This is a genomic window from Desulfopila inferna, from assembly GCF_016919005.1.
Lineage (GTDB): Bacteria > Desulfobacterota > Desulfobulbia > Desulfobulbales > Desulfocapsaceae > Desulfopila_A > Desulfopila_A inferna.
The window spans coordinates 57,730-75,207 of the sequence record NZ_JAFFQE010000001.1 but is presented as its reverse complement, the minus strand read 5'-3'; the positions used below and the strand labels follow the sequence as shown (position 1 = coordinate 75,207).

At 46.9% G+C, this 17,478-nt stretch carries 14 protein-coding genes; 6 read left to right on the top strand and 8 right to left on the bottom strand.

The window, feature by feature from the left end; genetic code table 11:
• Nucleotides 1-61 precede the first annotated feature (61 nt).
• Nucleotides 62-2,293 (bottom strand): type IV-A pilus assembly ATPase PilB, encoded by a 2,232-nt coding sequence (gene pilB / locus JWG88_RS00310; RefSeq protein ID WP_205231686.1) that lies wholly within the window; start codon nt 2,291-2,293, stop codon nt 62-64.
• Between the two features lie 456 nt (nt 2,294-2,749).
• Between pilB and JWG88_RS00305 the strand changes: the two genes are divergently transcribed.
• Both JWG88_RS00305 and JWG88_RS00300 read left to right on the top strand, forming a co-directional pair.
• Complete coding sequence (locus JWG88_RS00305) at nt 2,750-3,184, top strand: hypothetical protein (protein WP_205231685.1); 435 nt, start codon at nt 2,750-2,752, stop codon at nt 3,182-3,184.
• Between the two features lie 826 nt (nt 3,185-4,010).
• Nucleotides 4,011-5,786 (top strand): formate--tetrahydrofolate ligase, encoded by a 1,776-nt coding sequence (locus JWG88_RS00300; RefSeq protein ID WP_205231684.1) that lies wholly within the window; start codon nt 4,011-4,013, stop codon nt 5,784-5,786.
• A 165-nt stretch (nt 5,787-5,951) separates the two neighbouring features.
• Here JWG88_RS00300 and JWG88_RS00295 read toward each other — a convergent pair whose 3' ends face one another.
• From JWG88_RS00295 to JWG88_RS00275, 5 genes are all read right to left on the bottom strand, one after another.
• Nucleotides 5,952-6,884, bottom strand: coding sequence for an FAD-dependent thymidylate synthase (locus JWG88_RS00295; RefSeq protein WP_205231683.1), 933 nt, complete (start codon nt 6,882-6,884; stop codon nt 5,952-5,954).
• Between the two features lie 2 nt (nt 6,885-6,886).
• Nucleotides 6,887-8,071 carry a cysteine desulfurase NifS gene (gene nifS / locus JWG88_RS00290; RefSeq protein WP_205231682.1) on the bottom strand — a complete coding sequence of 395 codons (1,185 nt, stop codon included), beginning with the start codon at nt 8,069-8,071 and terminating at the stop codon, nt 6,887-6,889.
• Entirely contained in the window at nt 8,071-8,907 is an 837-nt protein-coding gene (nifU, locus tag JWG88_RS00285; RefSeq protein WP_205231681.1) for a Fe-S cluster assembly protein NifU, read from the bottom strand. Before nifU ends, nifS begins: the two co-directional genes overlap by 1 nt.
• A 399-nt stretch (nt 8,908-9,306) precedes the next feature.
• Nucleotides 9,307-11,040: a phosphohexomutase domain-containing protein gene (locus tag JWG88_RS00280; protein WP_205231680.1), complete on the bottom strand. Its 1,734-nt coding sequence runs from the start codon at nt 11,038-11,040 to the stop codon at nt 9,307-9,309.
• Nucleotides 11,041-11,110: 70 nt separating this feature from the next.
• Nucleotides 11,111-11,287 (bottom strand): Trm112 family protein, encoded by a 177-nt coding sequence (locus tag JWG88_RS00275; protein ID WP_205231679.1) that lies wholly within the window; start codon nt 11,285-11,287, stop codon nt 11,111-11,113.
• 468 nt (nt 11,288-11,755) lie between these two features.
• Between JWG88_RS00275 and proC the strand changes: the two genes are divergently transcribed.
• Together proC and JWG88_RS00265 are read left to right on the top strand one after the other, a co-directional pair.
• A complete protein-coding gene (proC, locus tag JWG88_RS00270) occupies nt 11,756-12,571 on the top strand; it encodes a pyrroline-5-carboxylate reductase (RefSeq protein ID WP_240194203.1) in 816 nt (271 codons plus the stop codon).
• Nucleotides 12,572-12,707: 136 nt separating this feature from the next.
• Complete coding sequence (locus JWG88_RS00265) at nt 12,708-13,607, top strand: NAD(+)/NADH kinase (protein WP_337833091.1); 900 nt, start codon at nt 12,708-12,710, stop codon at nt 13,605-13,607.
• Between the two features lie 18 nt (nt 13,608-13,625).
• Here JWG88_RS00265 and JWG88_RS00260 read toward each other — a convergent pair whose 3' ends face one another.
• Both JWG88_RS00260 and JWG88_RS00255 read right to left on the bottom strand, forming a co-directional pair.
• Nucleotides 13,626-15,011, bottom strand: coding sequence for a sigma-54-dependent transcriptional regulator (locus JWG88_RS00260; protein ID WP_205231677.1), 1,386 nt, complete (start codon nt 15,009-15,011; stop codon nt 13,626-13,628).
• 50 nt (nt 15,012-15,061) lie between these two features.
• The gene (locus JWG88_RS00255) at nt 15,062-15,913 is read right to left on the bottom strand and encodes a PHP domain-containing protein (protein WP_205231676.1); all 852 of its coding nucleotides are present in this window, start codon (nt 15,911-15,913) and stop codon (nt 15,062-15,064) included.
• Nucleotides 15,914-16,105: 192 nt separating this feature from the next.
• Here JWG88_RS00255 and JWG88_RS00250 point away from each other — a divergent pair, with 192 nt between their 5' ends.
• Together JWG88_RS00250 and JWG88_RS00245 are read left to right on the top strand one after the other, a co-directional pair.
• On the top strand, nt 16,106-16,804 hold the full coding sequence (locus JWG88_RS00250) for a hypothetical protein (RefSeq protein WP_205231675.1): 699 nt from the start codon (nt 16,106-16,108) through the stop codon (nt 16,802-16,804).
• Nucleotides 16,804-17,478, top strand: coding sequence for a FlgO family outer membrane protein (locus JWG88_RS00245; RefSeq protein WP_205231674.1), 675 nt, complete (start codon nt 16,804-16,806; stop codon nt 17,476-17,478). Before JWG88_RS00250 ends, JWG88_RS00245 begins: the two co-directional genes overlap by 1 nt.

Below are 17,478 nucleotides of genomic sequence, written 5' to 3'. Positions count from 1 at the left end.
TAATATCACCTACAGAAGAATACCTCGGGCAAGGTCGCAGGAATAAATCACATGAGTGTCTCTATCTGCCAGGAGGTGCTGGTGGTTTCTTTGCTCCGGCAAGCTTAACGAGGATCTGGTTGGATTTGACCAGGCGTGAGGTCATTGTACGAAAGAGATGGGCAGAGACATCTGGATATTTCTCGATAATTTCGTCTATTTTGTCACCGGGAAAACGCTTCACGGTGCTTCTGCCCTGAGAAATAATCGAGGCGGTGCGGTGCTCTTTTGAAATGGCGGCCATCTCTCCAAAATATTCGCCCGGCTCCGTCAATTCCGCTATTTTCTTACCGCCTTTTATAACGGTGAGTCCACCGCGAATCAATTTAAAAAAATCGTAATCGGTGTTCCCCTCTCTTATTATAACATCGCCGTCTTCATATTCCTCGACATCAGGGTTGACAAGATAGGCAGGCAGACTTTCCTTGTGAGCCACGGTTCTGCGCAAGGCTTCATCGATGCTGGTAATACCGGCCTTTACTTTTTTCAGGGCTGCATCACGAAGAGGGGTCATTCCCTCCTGCACGGCAACTTTCCGCAATTGATCTTCCGGAACCTCGGCACTTATGGCCTTGGCTACCTCATCGGTTACTTCCATGAGCTCAAAAAAACCAACCCGGCCTTTATAACCCAAACCATTGCACTCAGGACAACCATTGGGACCGTAGAGCTGCAGATCCTCTATTTCGTTTTCACGGAAACCGATGCTGAGAAGCTCCTCCGCCTCATAGGTAACAGGCTTTTTGCAACTTTGACAAAGCCGCCGGCCCAGCCGCTGAGACAGCACCATGGTCACGGCAGATGACAGCATAAACGAGGGGATGCCGATATCGACAAGGCGTGCGATGGTAGCGGCACTGTCATTGGTATGCAGAGTTGAAAATACCAGATGGCCTGTCATGGCAGCCTTGATGGCAATTTCCGCAGTCTCTATATCGCGGATCTCACCTACCATAATGATGTCGGGATCCTGCCTCAAAAAGGCTTTCAGGGCAGCCGCAAATGTCATTCCAACCTCGGTATGTACATTTACCTGGTTGATGCCTTTAAAGTTAAACTCGACCGGATCCTCCGCAGTAAGAATCTTGATATCTTCACTGTTGAGGGAGTTGAGGGCTGAATACAGTGTAACGGTTTTTCCAGATCCGGTGGGGCCGGTTACCAATAGAAGTCCCTGAGGTCTGGAAAGACAACGTTTCAGCATATCGAAGGTAGAAGTTTCAAAGCCGAGCTGGGTTAAATCAACGTTCAGAGAACTCTTATCGAGAATACGGAGAACGACTGATTCGCCGAACAGTGTCGGCAGTGAAGACACCCGGAAATCGACGGAACGGTTCCTCCCCATGCGCATCTTGATTCTACCATCCTGAGGCACGCGTCTCTCGGTTATATCCAGACCGGAGAGGATTTTTACACGGGCGACCAAGGCGTTTTTAATGGTCAGCGGCAGGTTCATCGATTTAAAAAGCGAACCATCCTTGCGATACCTCACCTGCATGGTTTTCTCATAAGGCTCAATATGAACATCTGAGACGCCTTCCTGCACAGCTTTGATAAGAATACCATTGACCAGTTTGATTATGGGGGCATCCGAGGCTGCAAACTTGTCCGGCCCTTCGTCTTCGTCATAGCTCTCGATCTCAAACTCATCGGCAGCATCCGCAACTATTGATCCGAAGTCGTCTACCTGGGTAACGGAAATCTCTCCGACATCATCCTCTTCAGATACGATTGAGAGATTTTTTGCCTCCTCTTCACTGATCTTGTAATATTTGATATATGCTTCAAGGATATCCTTTTCCGTTGATACACAAACGGATAGTTCCTTGTTCAGCTGGTCCTGCAATTCTTCAACGGCGGAGGCATCCGATGGCTCGACCATGGTGATCTGCAGCGTATTTCCGGCCATACGGAGCGGGAATGCAAAATATTCTCTGGCAAGTTCAAAGGGCAGGATCCGTAATACATCTTTTGAAGGAGGTTCATCCTTGATGACAACTGCCGGATAATTGTGTTGCCTGCTGAGGAAGTTAAAGACTGTATTATCATCAATATAATCGAGCTTAACGAGGATCGAACTGAGGCGGCCACCCTGCTTCTTAAGTTCCTTCTTACCGCGCTCAAGCTGGGCCGGCGTGATATAGCCCGCTTTGCTGAGAAGTTCGCCAATCTTTACTTTCCCCGCACCCGATTGATCCTTAACCGTTCGTTTAAGTGATGTTTTTCTGGAGGAAGTATTAGTTTTGACCGTCATAAAACATCCATATGGGAATAATAATTAGCACTGTTTAAATGATGAGAGTATAGTCTATGAAATAAAGGATTAAAACCTCTTTTTTCTTGAAAAAAAAACTTTGCCGGGAATCAATCCCCTCAATTGATAATTTTTAAAACATTTCAAGTGCGGGATCACTGATTTTAAGCTATTGTTGTGGTATGATAGCGTCCAAAAGACCAGAGTTCCCACGTTTACAGGTTTATAGCAGGCATATGACATTCTACCTTGAGTTGTCACGGGTTCTCCCTATACTGCACCCCGTATTTCGAACTTTCTAGCCATTTAAGAGTTTACATGGCAACCCTTTAGATGCTCATCATCGTATATGATTAACCATAACTATTAAATAAAAATGTGATGTATGCTGTAAATTTACATCAATTCAGCTCCGATGGACGAATACATTAAATTTTTAAATAAAAATTCGAGTATATGCAAAATTCAGTACAGAGCATCTTAAAAAAAATCACTTATATCGAAGCTGAAATCGAAATCCAGAAACAGATCCTCTATTCGATACCAGATGATCAGCGAGGAGATATTGAAGGGGTTTTAAAAACAATCAAACAGGCGAAAGATGATATACAGCAGCTCCGCAATCAAATTGCCGAGATATCACCGCAGGAGCATCAAAAGCTTCTTGCTATTGAGAAGGCTGTTACTCTCTTTAAAGAAATAGCCTCTAAAAAGCAGTTTACAAAGCTAGAGAGCATGTCATCTCACCCTGACTGCTCTATCACTCTAAAGAATGGCGAAAAACTGCCTTGCCTGGCAAGGGCATGTGATGCCGATGGCAATTGGACCATAATCACAGATAATGGCGAAATCCATCATCTTTCCGCAACTGAGGTAACTGATCCAGGCTAATCTGTTGCTGCTCCCACCATTACCATGCACATTGGTCCACGGGTAAAAATCCTTTCGAAGCAGAATCGAAGTGATCAAAAACAAAGTCCTACCGATGTGCATCTTATTCGACACAATGCACATGTTTCGGCGCCACCTAAAAGAGTTATCACTTCACTTAAGACATCATGCCGCACCCACTTGTACCAACTATGCAACTTATGCATGTTTTTGTATGATAAAAACAATGCTTCACCAACAATTTTATGAATGATTACAGATTATTTCACTCTGTTTTCAGCAAAAAAAAATTGCCTATAGACCGTATTTATGGTAGGAGAATCATGATATAGTTATGTTCTTTTATTGTATATCTGATGAGAACATAGACACCCGGTACTGTTAATGTTCATTCTTCCTGTTGCATGAACCGATCATAAAACGGTGCGAATTTAATGTTTTCTTGGTCTTTGAATTTCTACTTATACCTATATGAATATATCGAAGGTGTGCCCCAACCTTCCTCCAAAAAAAAAACACAAACCCGGTTCGACTGGATAAGAAATTTCAGGCAGTTGTTTTCCATAAAAAACAGAAAACAATCTGCAACATACTAACCCAGCAGAGCTGGATAACTGCCTTGGCTTTAGAGGCCAGTTCACGAATTAGAGAGATTTCTCATTCTCTTGTTATTTGTGACGGTTTTTCAGGAGTGAGGCACTAATAAGCGTAGAATCTTCAGATCTGCTCTTTTTATCAGCAATACTGCACCATTTTTCGACAAAGTTATCTACTTGATAACGGATTTAACTACAGTCAGAGTCTAATTCTACCAAAGGAGTGAATTATGCCATTAGATCCAACCAAACATGCGGATTGGGAAATTGCACAAGAAGCGGAAAAATCAATGAAAACCATTTATGAAATAGGTGAGACGCTTGGCCTGACCAAGGAAGAACTCCTTCCTCATGGCCACTATATTGCCAAGATCGATTTCCGAAAGGTTCTTGAGCGCTTGAAGGACAAGCCGAATGGCAAATATATTGACGTTACGGCTATTACACCCACACCGCTTGGTGAAGGAAAATCAACTTCTTCCATGGGTCTGGTTCAGGGGCTTGGCAAATTGGGCAAAAATGTCTGTGCTGCAATTCGCCAGCCATCCGGCGGTCCCACCATGAACATCAAGGGTTCTGCCGCGGGCGGTGGTTTAGCCCAGTGCATCCCCCTGACCCCGTTTTCACTCGGGTTCACCGGTGATATCAACGCCATAATGAATGCTCACAACCTGGCAATGGTAGCACTCACCTCCAGACTGCAGCATGAACGCAATTACAATGACGAGCAACTCGAGCGACTCTCCGGCATGAAGCGTCTCGATATTGATCCGACCAATGTTGAAATGGGCTGGATCATGGACTTCTGCTGCCAGGCTCTGCGGAATATCATCATCGGTATAGATGGAGTTAACGGCAAGGCAGACGGCTTTATGATGAAATCCAAATTCGGCATCGCCGTTTCCTCGGAAGTCATGGCTATCCTTTCTATTTCCAACGATCTTAAGGATATGCGTGAAAGAATGGGTAAAATCGTTGTCGCCTATAACAAGAAGGGCCAACCGGTAACCACGGAAGATCTGCAGGTAGCCGGTGCAATGACAGCCTGGATGGTTGAAGCGCTTAATCCTTCGCTGATGCAGTCTCTGGAAGGTCAGCCGGTCATAGTTCATGCCGGACCATTCGCCAATATCGCCATTGGTCAGAGCTCCGTCATCGCCGATAAAGTCGGCCTGAAACTCGCCGATTACCATGTAACTGAATCCGGATTCGGAGCCGATATCGGCTTTGAGAAATTTTGGAATCTTAAATGCCGTTTTTCCGGACTTATTCCCGACTGTGCCGTTGTTGTCGCTACTATCAGAGCGCTCAAGTGTCACGGCGGCGCCCCGGTTCCGGTGCCTGGAAAAGCAATGCCCAAGGAATACCTCGAGGAGAACGTCGAATGGGTTGCCAAGGGCTGTGATAATCTTATCCACCATATACGCAATGTCAGAAAGGCAGGCATCAGTCCGGTTGTCTGTATCAATGCTTTTTATACCGACACCGATGCCGAAATCGCCAAAATTCGCGAACTCTGCGAAGCCGAAGGAGCCAAAGTCGCTCTGTCGCGGCATTGGGAAAAAGGCGGCGACGGTGCACTTGAATTCGCCCAGACCGTTATTGATGCCTGCGAAGAAAAGAGTGAGTTCAAATTTCTCTACGAACTCGACATGCCCATCAAGGACAGGATCCACCTCATTGCCACGGAAGTTTACGGCGCCGACGGTGTTGACTATTCCAATGAGGCAAACAAAGCGATTGACAGAATTCAGGCCGATCCCGAACTAGCCAAGATGGGAATGTGCATGGTCAAAACCCATCTGTCTCTCTCCGATAATCCTACACTGAAAGGTGTCCCCAAAGGATGGCGACTCACCATCCGTGAAGTCCTCACCTATGGTGGTGCCGGTTTTATTGTTCCGGTTGCCGGGACAATCAGCCTGATGCCTGGAACCGGTTCAAACCCCGCGTTCAAACGTATTGATGTGGATACGGAAACCGGAATGGTTGAAGGTGTATTCTAATTCGGACAAACCATTCTCTTTAGGGAGCAACGGTAATAAGAGCCTCTTTCCCGCGGCAAGCGGGCAAGAGGCTCTTAAGCAAAAATCCCACTTATAACCAACAAAAAAGCCCCGAGGCAGTAGATGTCCGGGGCTTTTTTGTTGCACTATATTTTTGCAGACTTCTCAGAGGCTGATTGCCGGATACCTTGCGTTAAGCTCTTCTGCAAGCGGTATCATAATCTCACGCATCGACGGCTCTGCGGTTTTATGGGTCCTCAGTCGGAAGATATGCCGCCACTCCTCAAGATTGCAGTAGACGATAATTTCAGTTTTGCATGAATTAGGCAATACTGTCCGGGCAGCCTGTGGCGTCGAAGTTTCCAGAAGCTTCAGGTAAATAACCTCGGTTTCCTCCATGGCCTTTTCCCAGAGGGCGTAATCTGCCGTGCCTTCCTGGTAGAACAGGGGCTTGACAAAGGTCACCTGGTTGTCGAATTTGTCCTGACTATAGCGGCAATAGCGCTGGCTCTCCTGCAGAAAGGAACAGGTCCGGTGCCGCACAATTTCATGGGTTACGGCTCTATTGACATAAAATTTCACTCCGACATAACGGTGACGCAGCAGCAACTCTTCTGGAAGTTTTTCGACCTCGTTGAGTTCGATTTTTTTTACGCCTATTGCACTATCGCTATCGGTATGATCAGCAGCCGACCAGATTCCGTCAAACAGATAAGGATGTTTTCTTCCCAGAAAATTTACCATTTGTCTGACCACTGCATCATCAGCGCAGCGTTGGTAGATTTCACGGAAGCCGCGAATCGAAGCGGTAACAAGAAGTCCATCACCATAGACATCTATAGTGAGGAATTTAGGCTGACAGGCTAGAAAACCAGCGGCATCAGTTTCGGTACAGCGAACCTGCAGCGTTACTACAGCCATCTCCAGGACAGAATTATGACCGTGGCTTGCCACCTTTTTCACAAATGGAAGCGCAGAATCTCTGGAGATCAGCTCTTCGCTTTTATAGCAGATGCGCCCGCAGGCTTCGAGTCGGACCACCAGTGATGCATGATCGAGGTCGTCTTGTATCTCATAGGAGGGGCTGATAATTTTCATAACTATTCACCGGTCCAGAAAGGAGACATTTCCCGGAGGGATGCAATAATTTCCGGAATCTTGCCGAGGACGAAGTCGACCTCTTCCTCGGTATTGTAGATGCTTAGCGAAAATCGGATGGAACCGTGAGCCGCAGTAAACGGAACCCCCATGGCCCGCAGCACATGCGACGGCTCAAGCGACCCGGATGTACAGGCGGATCCGGAAGAGGCACAGATATTATATTGATTTAAATGCAACAGTATTGATTCGCCTTCAACGAACTCAAAACTTATGTTTGAAGTGTTGGGTAATCTATCTTTCTTGTGTCCGTTAAGCATCGAGCGGGGAACCGAGGACAGCAAACCCTCTTCCAGTTTATCCCGCAGTGCTTTAACCCGGGTATTCTCCTCTTCCATTTTCTCACCGGCCAGCTGGCAGGCTTTACCGAGTCCTACGATGGATGCCACATTTTCAGTACCGCCGCGACGGCCTTTCTCCTGATGGCCTCCTGCTATAAATGGAACAAACGGGGTACCGCGCCGCACGTAGAGAACGCCCACTCCCTTAGGGGCATGGAGTTTATGCCCCGACATCGAGAGAAAATCAATAGCGGAATTACTCATGTCTATGGCGATTTTTCCGACAGCCTGGACGGCATCGGTATGAAAAAGTATCCCTTTTTCCTTGGCCATCGCGGCCATTTCTTCAACAGGAAATATCACTCCGGTCTCATTATTGGCCCACATCACACTGACTATAGCGGTGTCATCGGTCAATGCCTCGGCATATTCATCCAGATCGATGGTGCCATCAGCAGCCACTTTAAGTCGTGTCACCCGATGCTTATGCCCGGTCAAGGTTTCCAGATTTTCAGTGAGGGTCTTTATGGCAGGGTGTTCCACCCTGGTCGTCAGAATATGCCTTTTCTCAGGAAAAGACTGAAGAGCCGAAAGAACCGCAGTTGAATCGCTCTCGGTGCCGCAACTGGTAAAGGTTATTTCTTCAGGTTCGGCGCCGAGAAGGGTTGCTACCTGGAGCCGCGCCTCTCTGAGAGATTCGCCAACCTGACCGCCGAAGACATGCATACTTGAGGGATTACCGTAATAATCGGTCAGAAAAGGCATCATAGCTTCAACCACCTCGGGAGCTATCTTGGTGGTTGCATTGTTGTCCATGTATATTTCTTGGCCTGGAGATGTCTTCATTATTTAGCTTCCTCCACAATTAATGTGTCCAGAACTAGCTCCCTCAGCTTTTTCTCCACATACTCTTTCAAAGTTGTTTGCGATTTTGTACAGCTGGTGCATGATCCTCGTAAAGAGACAAGTACATAGTCCCCGTCCACGTCGATCAGTTCTATATCTCCGCCATCCTGACGCAGCGCCGGTTTGATCTCGCGTTCGAGCACTTCTTCAATTTTCTTGATCTTTTGGAGTGTGGTCATGCGCTCGGGCTTTTTAGCAACCCTCTTTATTTTCGCGGTATCCCCAATACAATCATCGAGTATTTTCTGTAGCTTGTCCTCGCACTTACCACATCCGCCACCGGCTTTGGTAAAATTGGTTATCTCCTCGACTGAATGGAGGTTGGACTCCTTGACTGCACGGATTATTTCCAGATCGGTAACGCCGAAACATTCGCAGACAACCTCTCCTTCGGCCATAGGAAGGACCATGCCGCGATAATCGGCAATGGCTGCCTCCAGCGCCTCCCGCCCCATAACCGAACAATGCATTTTTTCCTTAGGCAGACCACCAAGGAAATCGGCAATATCTTCGTTGGTGATCTTTTCAGCCTCGGAAATCTTCATACCCTTGATCATTTCAGTCAGGGCGGAAGAAGAGGCAATTGCACTGGCACAGCCAAATGTTTTAAATTTTGCTTCAACTATAGTTTCATTCTCATCAACTTTGATGGTGAGTTTCAGAGCATCGCCACATGCTAAGGATCCCACATCGCCAACACCGCTTGGATTTTCCACTTCACCAACATTTCTCGGCTTGAGAAAATGCTCCTGAACCAGATCAGTATATTCCCACATATGAAGCTCCTGAATTTGATGACGTATCAAACAACTTCCGGTCATCTCAAATGATTAAATAACAACATCATCAATATTGGCAATCTTGTAATACGCCCGCGATTCACGCACGCTGTCAATATTAAATAAAAACACACCAGTTGAAAATAATACCCTCTGCCAAAAAATCAACTGATAATAACTACATCCGCAAAACACCGGGATTTTTGATCACGCTGTTCCGATTCCCTTTAGTGCCTTACTCCTGAAAAACCGCCACTCAGTTCAGTACCCTTTTGAGGGGTGCAAAAAATAAAAAAAATAAAAAATAAATTTACATCCGTGAAACCCGCCTCTATTACCAAGATCCTTGTCCAGCTCAGCGGGATTAGCATATCAGGCATTATTTCCGACAAACAATCAGAGCAGCCCGATTTCTTTAAGCATATTTTTGGCTGCTTTAACAAGTTCTTGAGTTCCATCTGCGGTTCGCGACTCAACATAGAAACGAACCTTTGGCTCTGTTCCGGAAGGCCGTATCATCAGCCATGAGCCATCGTTAAATATCATTTTCCTGCCGTCCACATCAATGACTTTATCAATGATTCTGGACTCTCCTTCAATCTCTACAGAGCTCCCCTCTTGGTATTTCTCCAGACCGGCCAGGGCCGTTAAGAGCTTCTCGCCCTGTACAGATACAGCGATACCATCACGATCAGGATAGAAAAAACCATACGTTTCTTCTATCTGATGTAAATACTCCCCAAGGTTCCTGCCGGTAGTCAACACCATATCCAGGGCCAGCAGGAGACCAATATAGGCATCTTTTTCCGGGGTGTGGCCTATAATGGAAATACCGTCGGACTCTTCGAAACAGACTAGCGCCTTGCCGATCACCGGTTTAAATTCCTTAAATCCTACTTTTGGCTCAAAGACATCTTCGCCCAGAGCGGCAGCAACCGCGTTTGCCAGATTGGAAGATGCCACGGTTTTGGCGACCAGTCCGCTCTTCTTTTTCCACTCATGGAGAAAATGATAGGCCATGGCCCCGAACTGATTCATACTGATTTCGATATTCCCATCAGTGAAGCGGATCCTGTCGCCATCGGGGTCAATGATTGCTCCCAGTTTAAATTTCTCCGGCCGCTGCTGAAGGGTCTCTACAACTGCTCTCATATTCTCACTGGATGGTTCCGGGGCAACTCCGCCAAAGGTAACATCCTTTTCTTTTCGCAGGTGAATCAATCTTTCTGAGCCTGTATTTTTAAACATCGCATCTATATGCAGCCTGCTGGCACCGTGAACAGAGTCAATAACAACAACCAGATCTTCCTTCTTCTCAAACCCCTCGATAATACCGGCATACTCCAAACCGTGGGCGTCATAATTCTTCTTCAGGTGATTCTGCCACAAGGACAGGGAGTCTATGCGCTTGATGGATTTCGGCATTTCCGGCACCTTACTGCCTTCTGCTAATGAAAAGGGCAGGCGGTTTTCTCCAATAATGCCTTGGGCTCTTTCGGTGATAGCGCGCGTTACTTCGGTGGCAGCCGGACCGCCGTCAGCCGCGTTAAATTTCAATCCACCATATTCAAGCGGGTTATGCGAAGGGGTAAAATTGATGGAGAAGGCGGCATCCAACTGTAGAACACTTGCCGACAATACCCCGGTGGTAGTCTCTCCGGCGAAATATATTTTTATCCCCTCTCTATCAAGAACCTGGGCCGCAACCCGTGCCAGGAGATCTCCGCAAAAGCGGTTATCATAACCGACGACACACCCCCTCTGCCGGACCTCCTCAAGACTTGCCGCACCTAAAACGCCAGCGAGTTCGGCACTATGATCAAGTTCTTTATACATCTCGACAATCGCCAGAATCACCTGTGCCACGGATTTACAGAAAAGATCTTTTCCCAGAATCCCCCGCCATCCCGAAGTGCCGAAGGTTACAGGAGAAATCGGCCGGCCGGTATTGTTTTCTATTTCATGGCGAACCTTCTCATATAATAGCTCCACATATTTTCGCCACTCAAGTCCGGACGATTCTTTTTTGTGGACCAATTCGGCAATCATTCCCAGATAATCACATGACAAAGGATCATCAGATTGCAGTAATCCATTTATTCTTAGGGGCAGATCATCTGCTGCAGACATGAGTATCCTCCTGTTTTATATCGCCGGGGGGCGGCCAAAAACGATTTGGGAAACCACAGCCTCGATTGTTTTACTTCTCGTCTTCAATCTTCCTGGCCTCTTCAATGAGCATTATTGGTATATCGTCTCTAATTTCATATTCCAGCTTGCAGGCTCCGCAGACCAGTCCGTCTTTTGATTCCGTCATAACAACAGGTCCTTTACATTGAGGACAGACAAGAATATCCAGCAAATCTTTATTAATCATAGTTTCTCAGTTAGTGTTATTATTGTTGATATACAGAGGTCTCTGAATCCCCTGCTCTGCAAGGCCATGAGAATATCGCTCCCCCTCCCTGATAATAATAGTGTGGAAATGCAACTATTTTATCATCTATGGGAGGAACTGCCAGTAAGATTTACAATTATTAAGAATTTAACCAAAAATAAACCATTGTTTGTCTATTTTTATCAGTACAGATCTCGCAATTTTGCCTTCTACAAATCTAACCACCATGTCCTCCTTTTGCCGGATTTTCCTTATATTTAATCATAACTTCTCGCATGGTCTCATCCAGTTAAAACTGTTCGTTTGGCAAAGTGCGATAAGATTCTTGATGAGATATCTGGACTGGCTGCGATTATAATGGTACATTGGCGTGTTGATTACAACCATCTGCGATGAACCCCGATAATATCCGGGCAAAAGAACTTTGCTCAAAGATTGAGGATGTATATGAAGAAAGACAAAATTGGATTCATTGGCGGAGGCCAGATGGCCGAAGCCCTTATAAAAGGAATGATGGCGGCCAAACTCTATACTCCGGCAGATATTTACCTGATTGAACCTAATTCAATACGCCGGGAACATATGGAATCCAAATACGGTCTGCAATGTCTGGACAGTCATGAAAAATTCTGTGATCTCTGCGATATAATCCTGCTTGCCGTAAAACCACAGGTAATGGGCCATGTCATTGAAGCGGCAAAACCCTATGTCACCAATGCACATATCATCATCTCAATTGCCGCCGGCCTCCCCATCAAATTCTACGAGACCTCGCTGGGCAGCAACGGTTACAAAATTATCAGGGTAATGCCGAATACACCTGCCCTCGTCCTTGAAGGAACCTCCGCCATAAGCTGTAACGATAATGTAACTGACGAGGAACTGGCAATTGCAGAATGTATTTTCAATGCAGTAGGAATTTCTGTATTATTAGATGAGACCTATCTTGATGCGGCCACCGGGCTCAGCGGTTCGGGACCGGCATACGTCTTCTCCTTTATAGAGGCCCTGATAGATGCCGGCATCAAAGTCGGTCTTACCCGTCATATTGCCGAAACCATGGCCGTTCAGACTGTTCTGGGGTCCGCCAGGCTTATGCAGAAGGAGAAAAAGCATCCTGCGGTTCTGCGCTCAATGGTAACCTCGCCCGGTGGAACAAGCATTGCCGCCCATCACTTTCTGGAAAAAAAAGGTTTCGGTGGAATTGTTATGGATGCGGTTGAAATTGCAGTGAATCGCTCAAAAGAACTCGGTAAAATGTGATGGCGTCGTAAAAAGCCCGATCTCCCGCGTTGCAGGTTTTTGGCAGACCTTCGACATACTACCTGTATCGTCGAAGGCCTGCCAAAAACACTGCGCCTTGTATATCGAACTTTTTATCTGGCCATCTGAGAACTCCGTGGCAACTTTTACAAGACTATCAAATGTGAAAATGGCTCATTTTTCTTCCCAGTTCCGCAGATTATCCAATTTTTCTATACGTTCAGCAGGAATCATCACCAAGTCAGGTGATCAGCCTGCTGCTCAATTCGCAGATGAGCTCAAGCGCTGGCTGGAAAAGAGAAATGTATCGGTAGACCTGAATGTCCTGCACCCCGACCTGAGCATCGTGGTGGTTTTGGGGGGTGACGGTACTCTGTTGAGGATAGCTGAGCAGGCTGCCCGCTATTCGATTCCGGTGATTGGCATCAATCTCGGTCACCTGGGCTTTCTCACCGAACTGACCTGCGAGGAGGCCAAAGGAACACTGGATACCATCCTGTCCGACAGCGTCAATGTCGAAAATCGGCTAATGCTCAAGGCGCTGATAGAGGGAGATGAGACAACCACTATCGGTTATGCCCTCAACGATGTGGTTATTAACAAGAACTCCTACGACAGGATATTGGAACTCTCCACCACGGCTAATGAGGAACTGATAACCACCTACAAAGCCGATGGTCTCATTTTTTCCACTCCGACGGGTTCCACTGCTTACAATTTATCAGCGGGCGGACCTCTTGTCTATCCCGGTCTGGCATCCATACTGGTAACCCCGATATGTCCGTTCATGCTGGGAAGCAGGCCCATTCTACTACCCTCGGAGATAACAATTGCGACCTCGATAGAGGAAAGTAATTTCAACGAAAATGCCAATGTAATCGTTGATGGCAGACCTAGCGGCACGGTTCGGAAAAAGGAACGATTGATAATCAAAACTGCGGAGCACCCGCTACAACTCATCGTTCCGCCGCATCGGGATTATTTTTCAATCCTGCGCAATAAGCTGCATTGGGGCAGCCCCGATACCAGAAGATAGCAACGAAAACTGGTTCGATTATTTCTTCTTTATTCCGTATTTTTTCATCTTGTACTGGAGAAGACTTTTGGTGATGCCGAGTTTTTCGGCAGCGCGGGCCTGGACGAATCCTGTTTCATCAAGAGCACGATTCAACATGTTTTCTTCTACCGTATAAAGCACATCGTTAAGAGCAATTTCGTCAGGAATGTATTGAAAAAAATCCACCCCTTCACTCCACTTGTCATGCGCCTTGACGCTGATTGATTCCGGCTGCACATCATCTGCCTGAATCTCATTGCCATCGCAAAGTATCGCCGCTCTCTCTATGGTATTCTCCAACTCACGGACATTGCCTTCCCACGGTAAGGTCAAAAGCAGGCGCAGAGCGTCAGGTGAGATGCGCAGATCTTCCTTGCCAAGCTGCCCGGCAAATTTCTGGATAAAAAAATCAACCAGCAGAGGCATATCATCCATTCTTTCACGCAGCGGCGGAAGCGAGACATGAATGACGTTCAAGCGATAGAACAGATCCTCTCTGAAATTGCCCAGCGCCACCTCTTCTCGAAGATCCCTGTTTGAGGCGCTGATAATACGAACGTCAACGGATAATGTCTTGGTTCCACCAACCCGTTCAAAGGATTTTTCCTGAATGACCCGTAAGAGCTTGGACTGCAGAGCAAGCGGAATCTCTCCGACTTCGTCTAGAAAAATGGTTCCCGTGTCGGCCAGCTCAAATCTGCCCTTGCGCATACCCACGGCACCTGTGAAGGCTCCTTTCTCGTGACCGAAAAGCTCACTTTCGAGAAGATTATCCGACAGTGCGGCGCAGTTGACGGTAATAAAAGGCTGCGACTCTCTGGGAGAGTTAATGTGAATCGCTTTAGCGACCAGCTCCTTACCGGTACCGCTCTCACCTGAAACGAGGACCGAAGCGGGGGTCGGGGCGACCTTTTCAATAAGTTCATAGACCTCGACCATCTTGCTGTTTTTACCGACCATCCCGCCAAAGTTATTGGTTTTTCTGATCTCCTTGCGCAGCCTGGTATTTTCACGCAGCAGAGAGTAGTGCTGGGCGGCTTTGTTAATATTTACGACAAGCTCATCATTGGAAAACGGTTTGGCCAGGTAGCTGAAAGCGCCGGCCTGCATGGCCGCGACCGCCTTTTCAACTTCAGCATAGGCGGTAATGATGATAACCGGCAACTCTCCATTGGCCTTTCTTATCTCCTGGAGAAGCTGCAGGCCATCCATTTCCGGCATCTGCATATCGGTGATGACCAGATCAAGATCGACTTCCCTGACAACTTCGAGACCTTCGTTGCCACCCGGCGCTGTATATACTTCGAAACCCTCATCACGTAGTAATTCCGAGAGCACAATCAGATAATTCGGTTCATCGTCAACGACTAGGATTGAATACATGGCATTGTCTGGTTTAAGTATTTAATGTGGTCACCTTCTTATGCAGCTGTCTATTTAGTGCCAGGCACAGCGCGTTTCGTTTTCATATGCTCCAGTATCTCAGGGGGTACGAACACATTTACTCCACCCGCCAGGTCCGTCCCCGGTCGTATCCGGCCATGATAATCACTTCCACCGCTTATTATCATATCACGTCTTTTGGCAATTTCTTTCAATTTTTTGCGAACAGTAAAAGAATGACTGGGATAATACACCTCCAGACCATCGAGTCCCAGTTCCGCTAACTCGTCTATAGTTCCGGAGAGATGCTGGAAAGACTGTCGATCCTGAACAGGATGGGCAAGAACGGCCACCCCGCCGCTGTTTTTTATCATTTCAATGGCCTCAGCCGCACTATACACAAAGCGGGAGACATAGGCTCCGGCACCTTTTTTCAGATATCTGCTGAACGCCGTATTGAGATCTTTGACTACTCCCTTGCGGCATAATATTTCGGCGATATGCGGTCTTCCTGTCTGACCTATTGGGGAAACAGAATTGATCTCATCCATAGTTATTTCAATACCAAAGCCCTTAAGCTTGGCCACGATTCTTTCATTTCTCAGGTTGCGGGCTTTCTGCAGGACATCTATTTTTCTGTGAAGTTCCATATCAAGGTGATCAACAAAATACCCCAGGAGATGAAAATGGTTTTCCCCATGAACAACACTCAGTTCGATACCCGGTATCGCCTCTATATCAAAAGGTTCAACGGCGGTTATTAACTCAGCAATTCCAGCCAGGGTGTCATGGTCAGTTAGCGCTATAGCCGTTAAGCCGCGTTTATGAGCAAGATGTGCTATTTCCGTCGGGGTGTAGGTGCCGTCGGAAAACAGGGAATGAATATGAAGATCAATAGACATAAGATATCACGTTTTTGTAAAAAGAAAAAAATCAAAATTTTTCATACAGATCAATGTAATTCTTTTATGAATTTTGATCAAACGGCCATTTACCGCTTTTGTTGCAAAACACACTCTAAGATCCATTTTTATCTATATTTTCTCACCAGCCATCCGATACAATCGTATCATATCACTTTTGAGGGGGCATCTATGCAGTACCTTTTATTTTCTTTTGCCATCATATTTCTGCTATCATCGTGCAGCCGAATCCCGGAGCCGATCGGATACCAATATTCCACCCAGGAAAAAATGCAGGCCGTTCATCACTGGAATGTTCTCTCCCGGGACCTTGCCAACAAAATCAATAACGAGCTGATCAGGAGCGATTTTCTCGATACCGCCGTGTTTGTAAAAGAGACCTGCGGCAGCGAAGCCGAACCGTGTGCCGAGAACACAACAACAGATTTCAACGAAGGATTCAGGGATTTGCTCATCACCGAGCTGGTAGGATTCGGCATACCCACAAGTGCCGTTGCCGACGGTGAGGCAATTAGGGTGGACTACAAGGTCCAGGTGGTCTACCATCAAGCCGGACGTATCCGAACAGTGCGGCCCGGGCTCCTCACCGCACTCACGACGGCAGTTTCGGTGCTGCGTAATGCGCCGGCGGAAATTATGGCTATTTCTCTTGCTGCAGGCATCGATTATGGTAACACAACCTATGCCAAAACCACAAATCTGGAGGCAATCATCACCACCTCGATGATTTTCCGGAACAAGTACCTTTTCCGCTCATCAGACATCTACTACATCAACAGTGCTGATTCTCATCACTACAAAGGCGGAAGATCATCCAAAGAAATTCAGCTGACCAGTACAGGCGAGTCCGGCATATGGAGAAGAAACTAATGAAAACGGACATTCGATTCAGCTGGCAGGGATTGCGACTATCCAGATCCGCCTCGCAGAAGTATTGCTTTATGCTGATTGCCCTGCTTTTTTTTGCAAGTGGCTGCGCAAAGTTGAACGAAAACAGAGTAGCAGGATTATTCAGCTCCGAGCAAAATCTTATCCATGTTGCCTATAAGATCGCGGAAGATCTGGAAAAGCAGGCGTTCCCTCCCCTCCAACCCCGTCACCCCGAGCAGCCGATTCTGACAACTACTTTTGTCAATAATAACGATCTTGGCCAGACCTCTCACTTCAGCAGGGTTCTTCAGGAACACCTGACCTCACGTTTCGTGCAGATGGGATACACCGTCCGGGAAGTCAAATTTCGCAATGAACTGCAGGTTGAGCCCTTAAGCGGTGAGAAAATGCTCTCGAGGAACCTTCAGGATATCCGGCAAAGCCAGACAGCTCAAGCTATCTCCGTAGGTACCTATTCTTTGGCCGACAAAACCATCTATTTGTCTGCCAGGCTGGTAGATCCGGTCAATGCAAACATTGTTTCTTCAGTTGATTATAAACTGGTCCTGGATAAGAATATGCAGGCGATGTTCGGTTTACAGCCCAGACAGCACGAGTTGGTCGATCCCATTGATGAACCTCGTCATTCATTGATGACCCGCCTGCTCTATTAA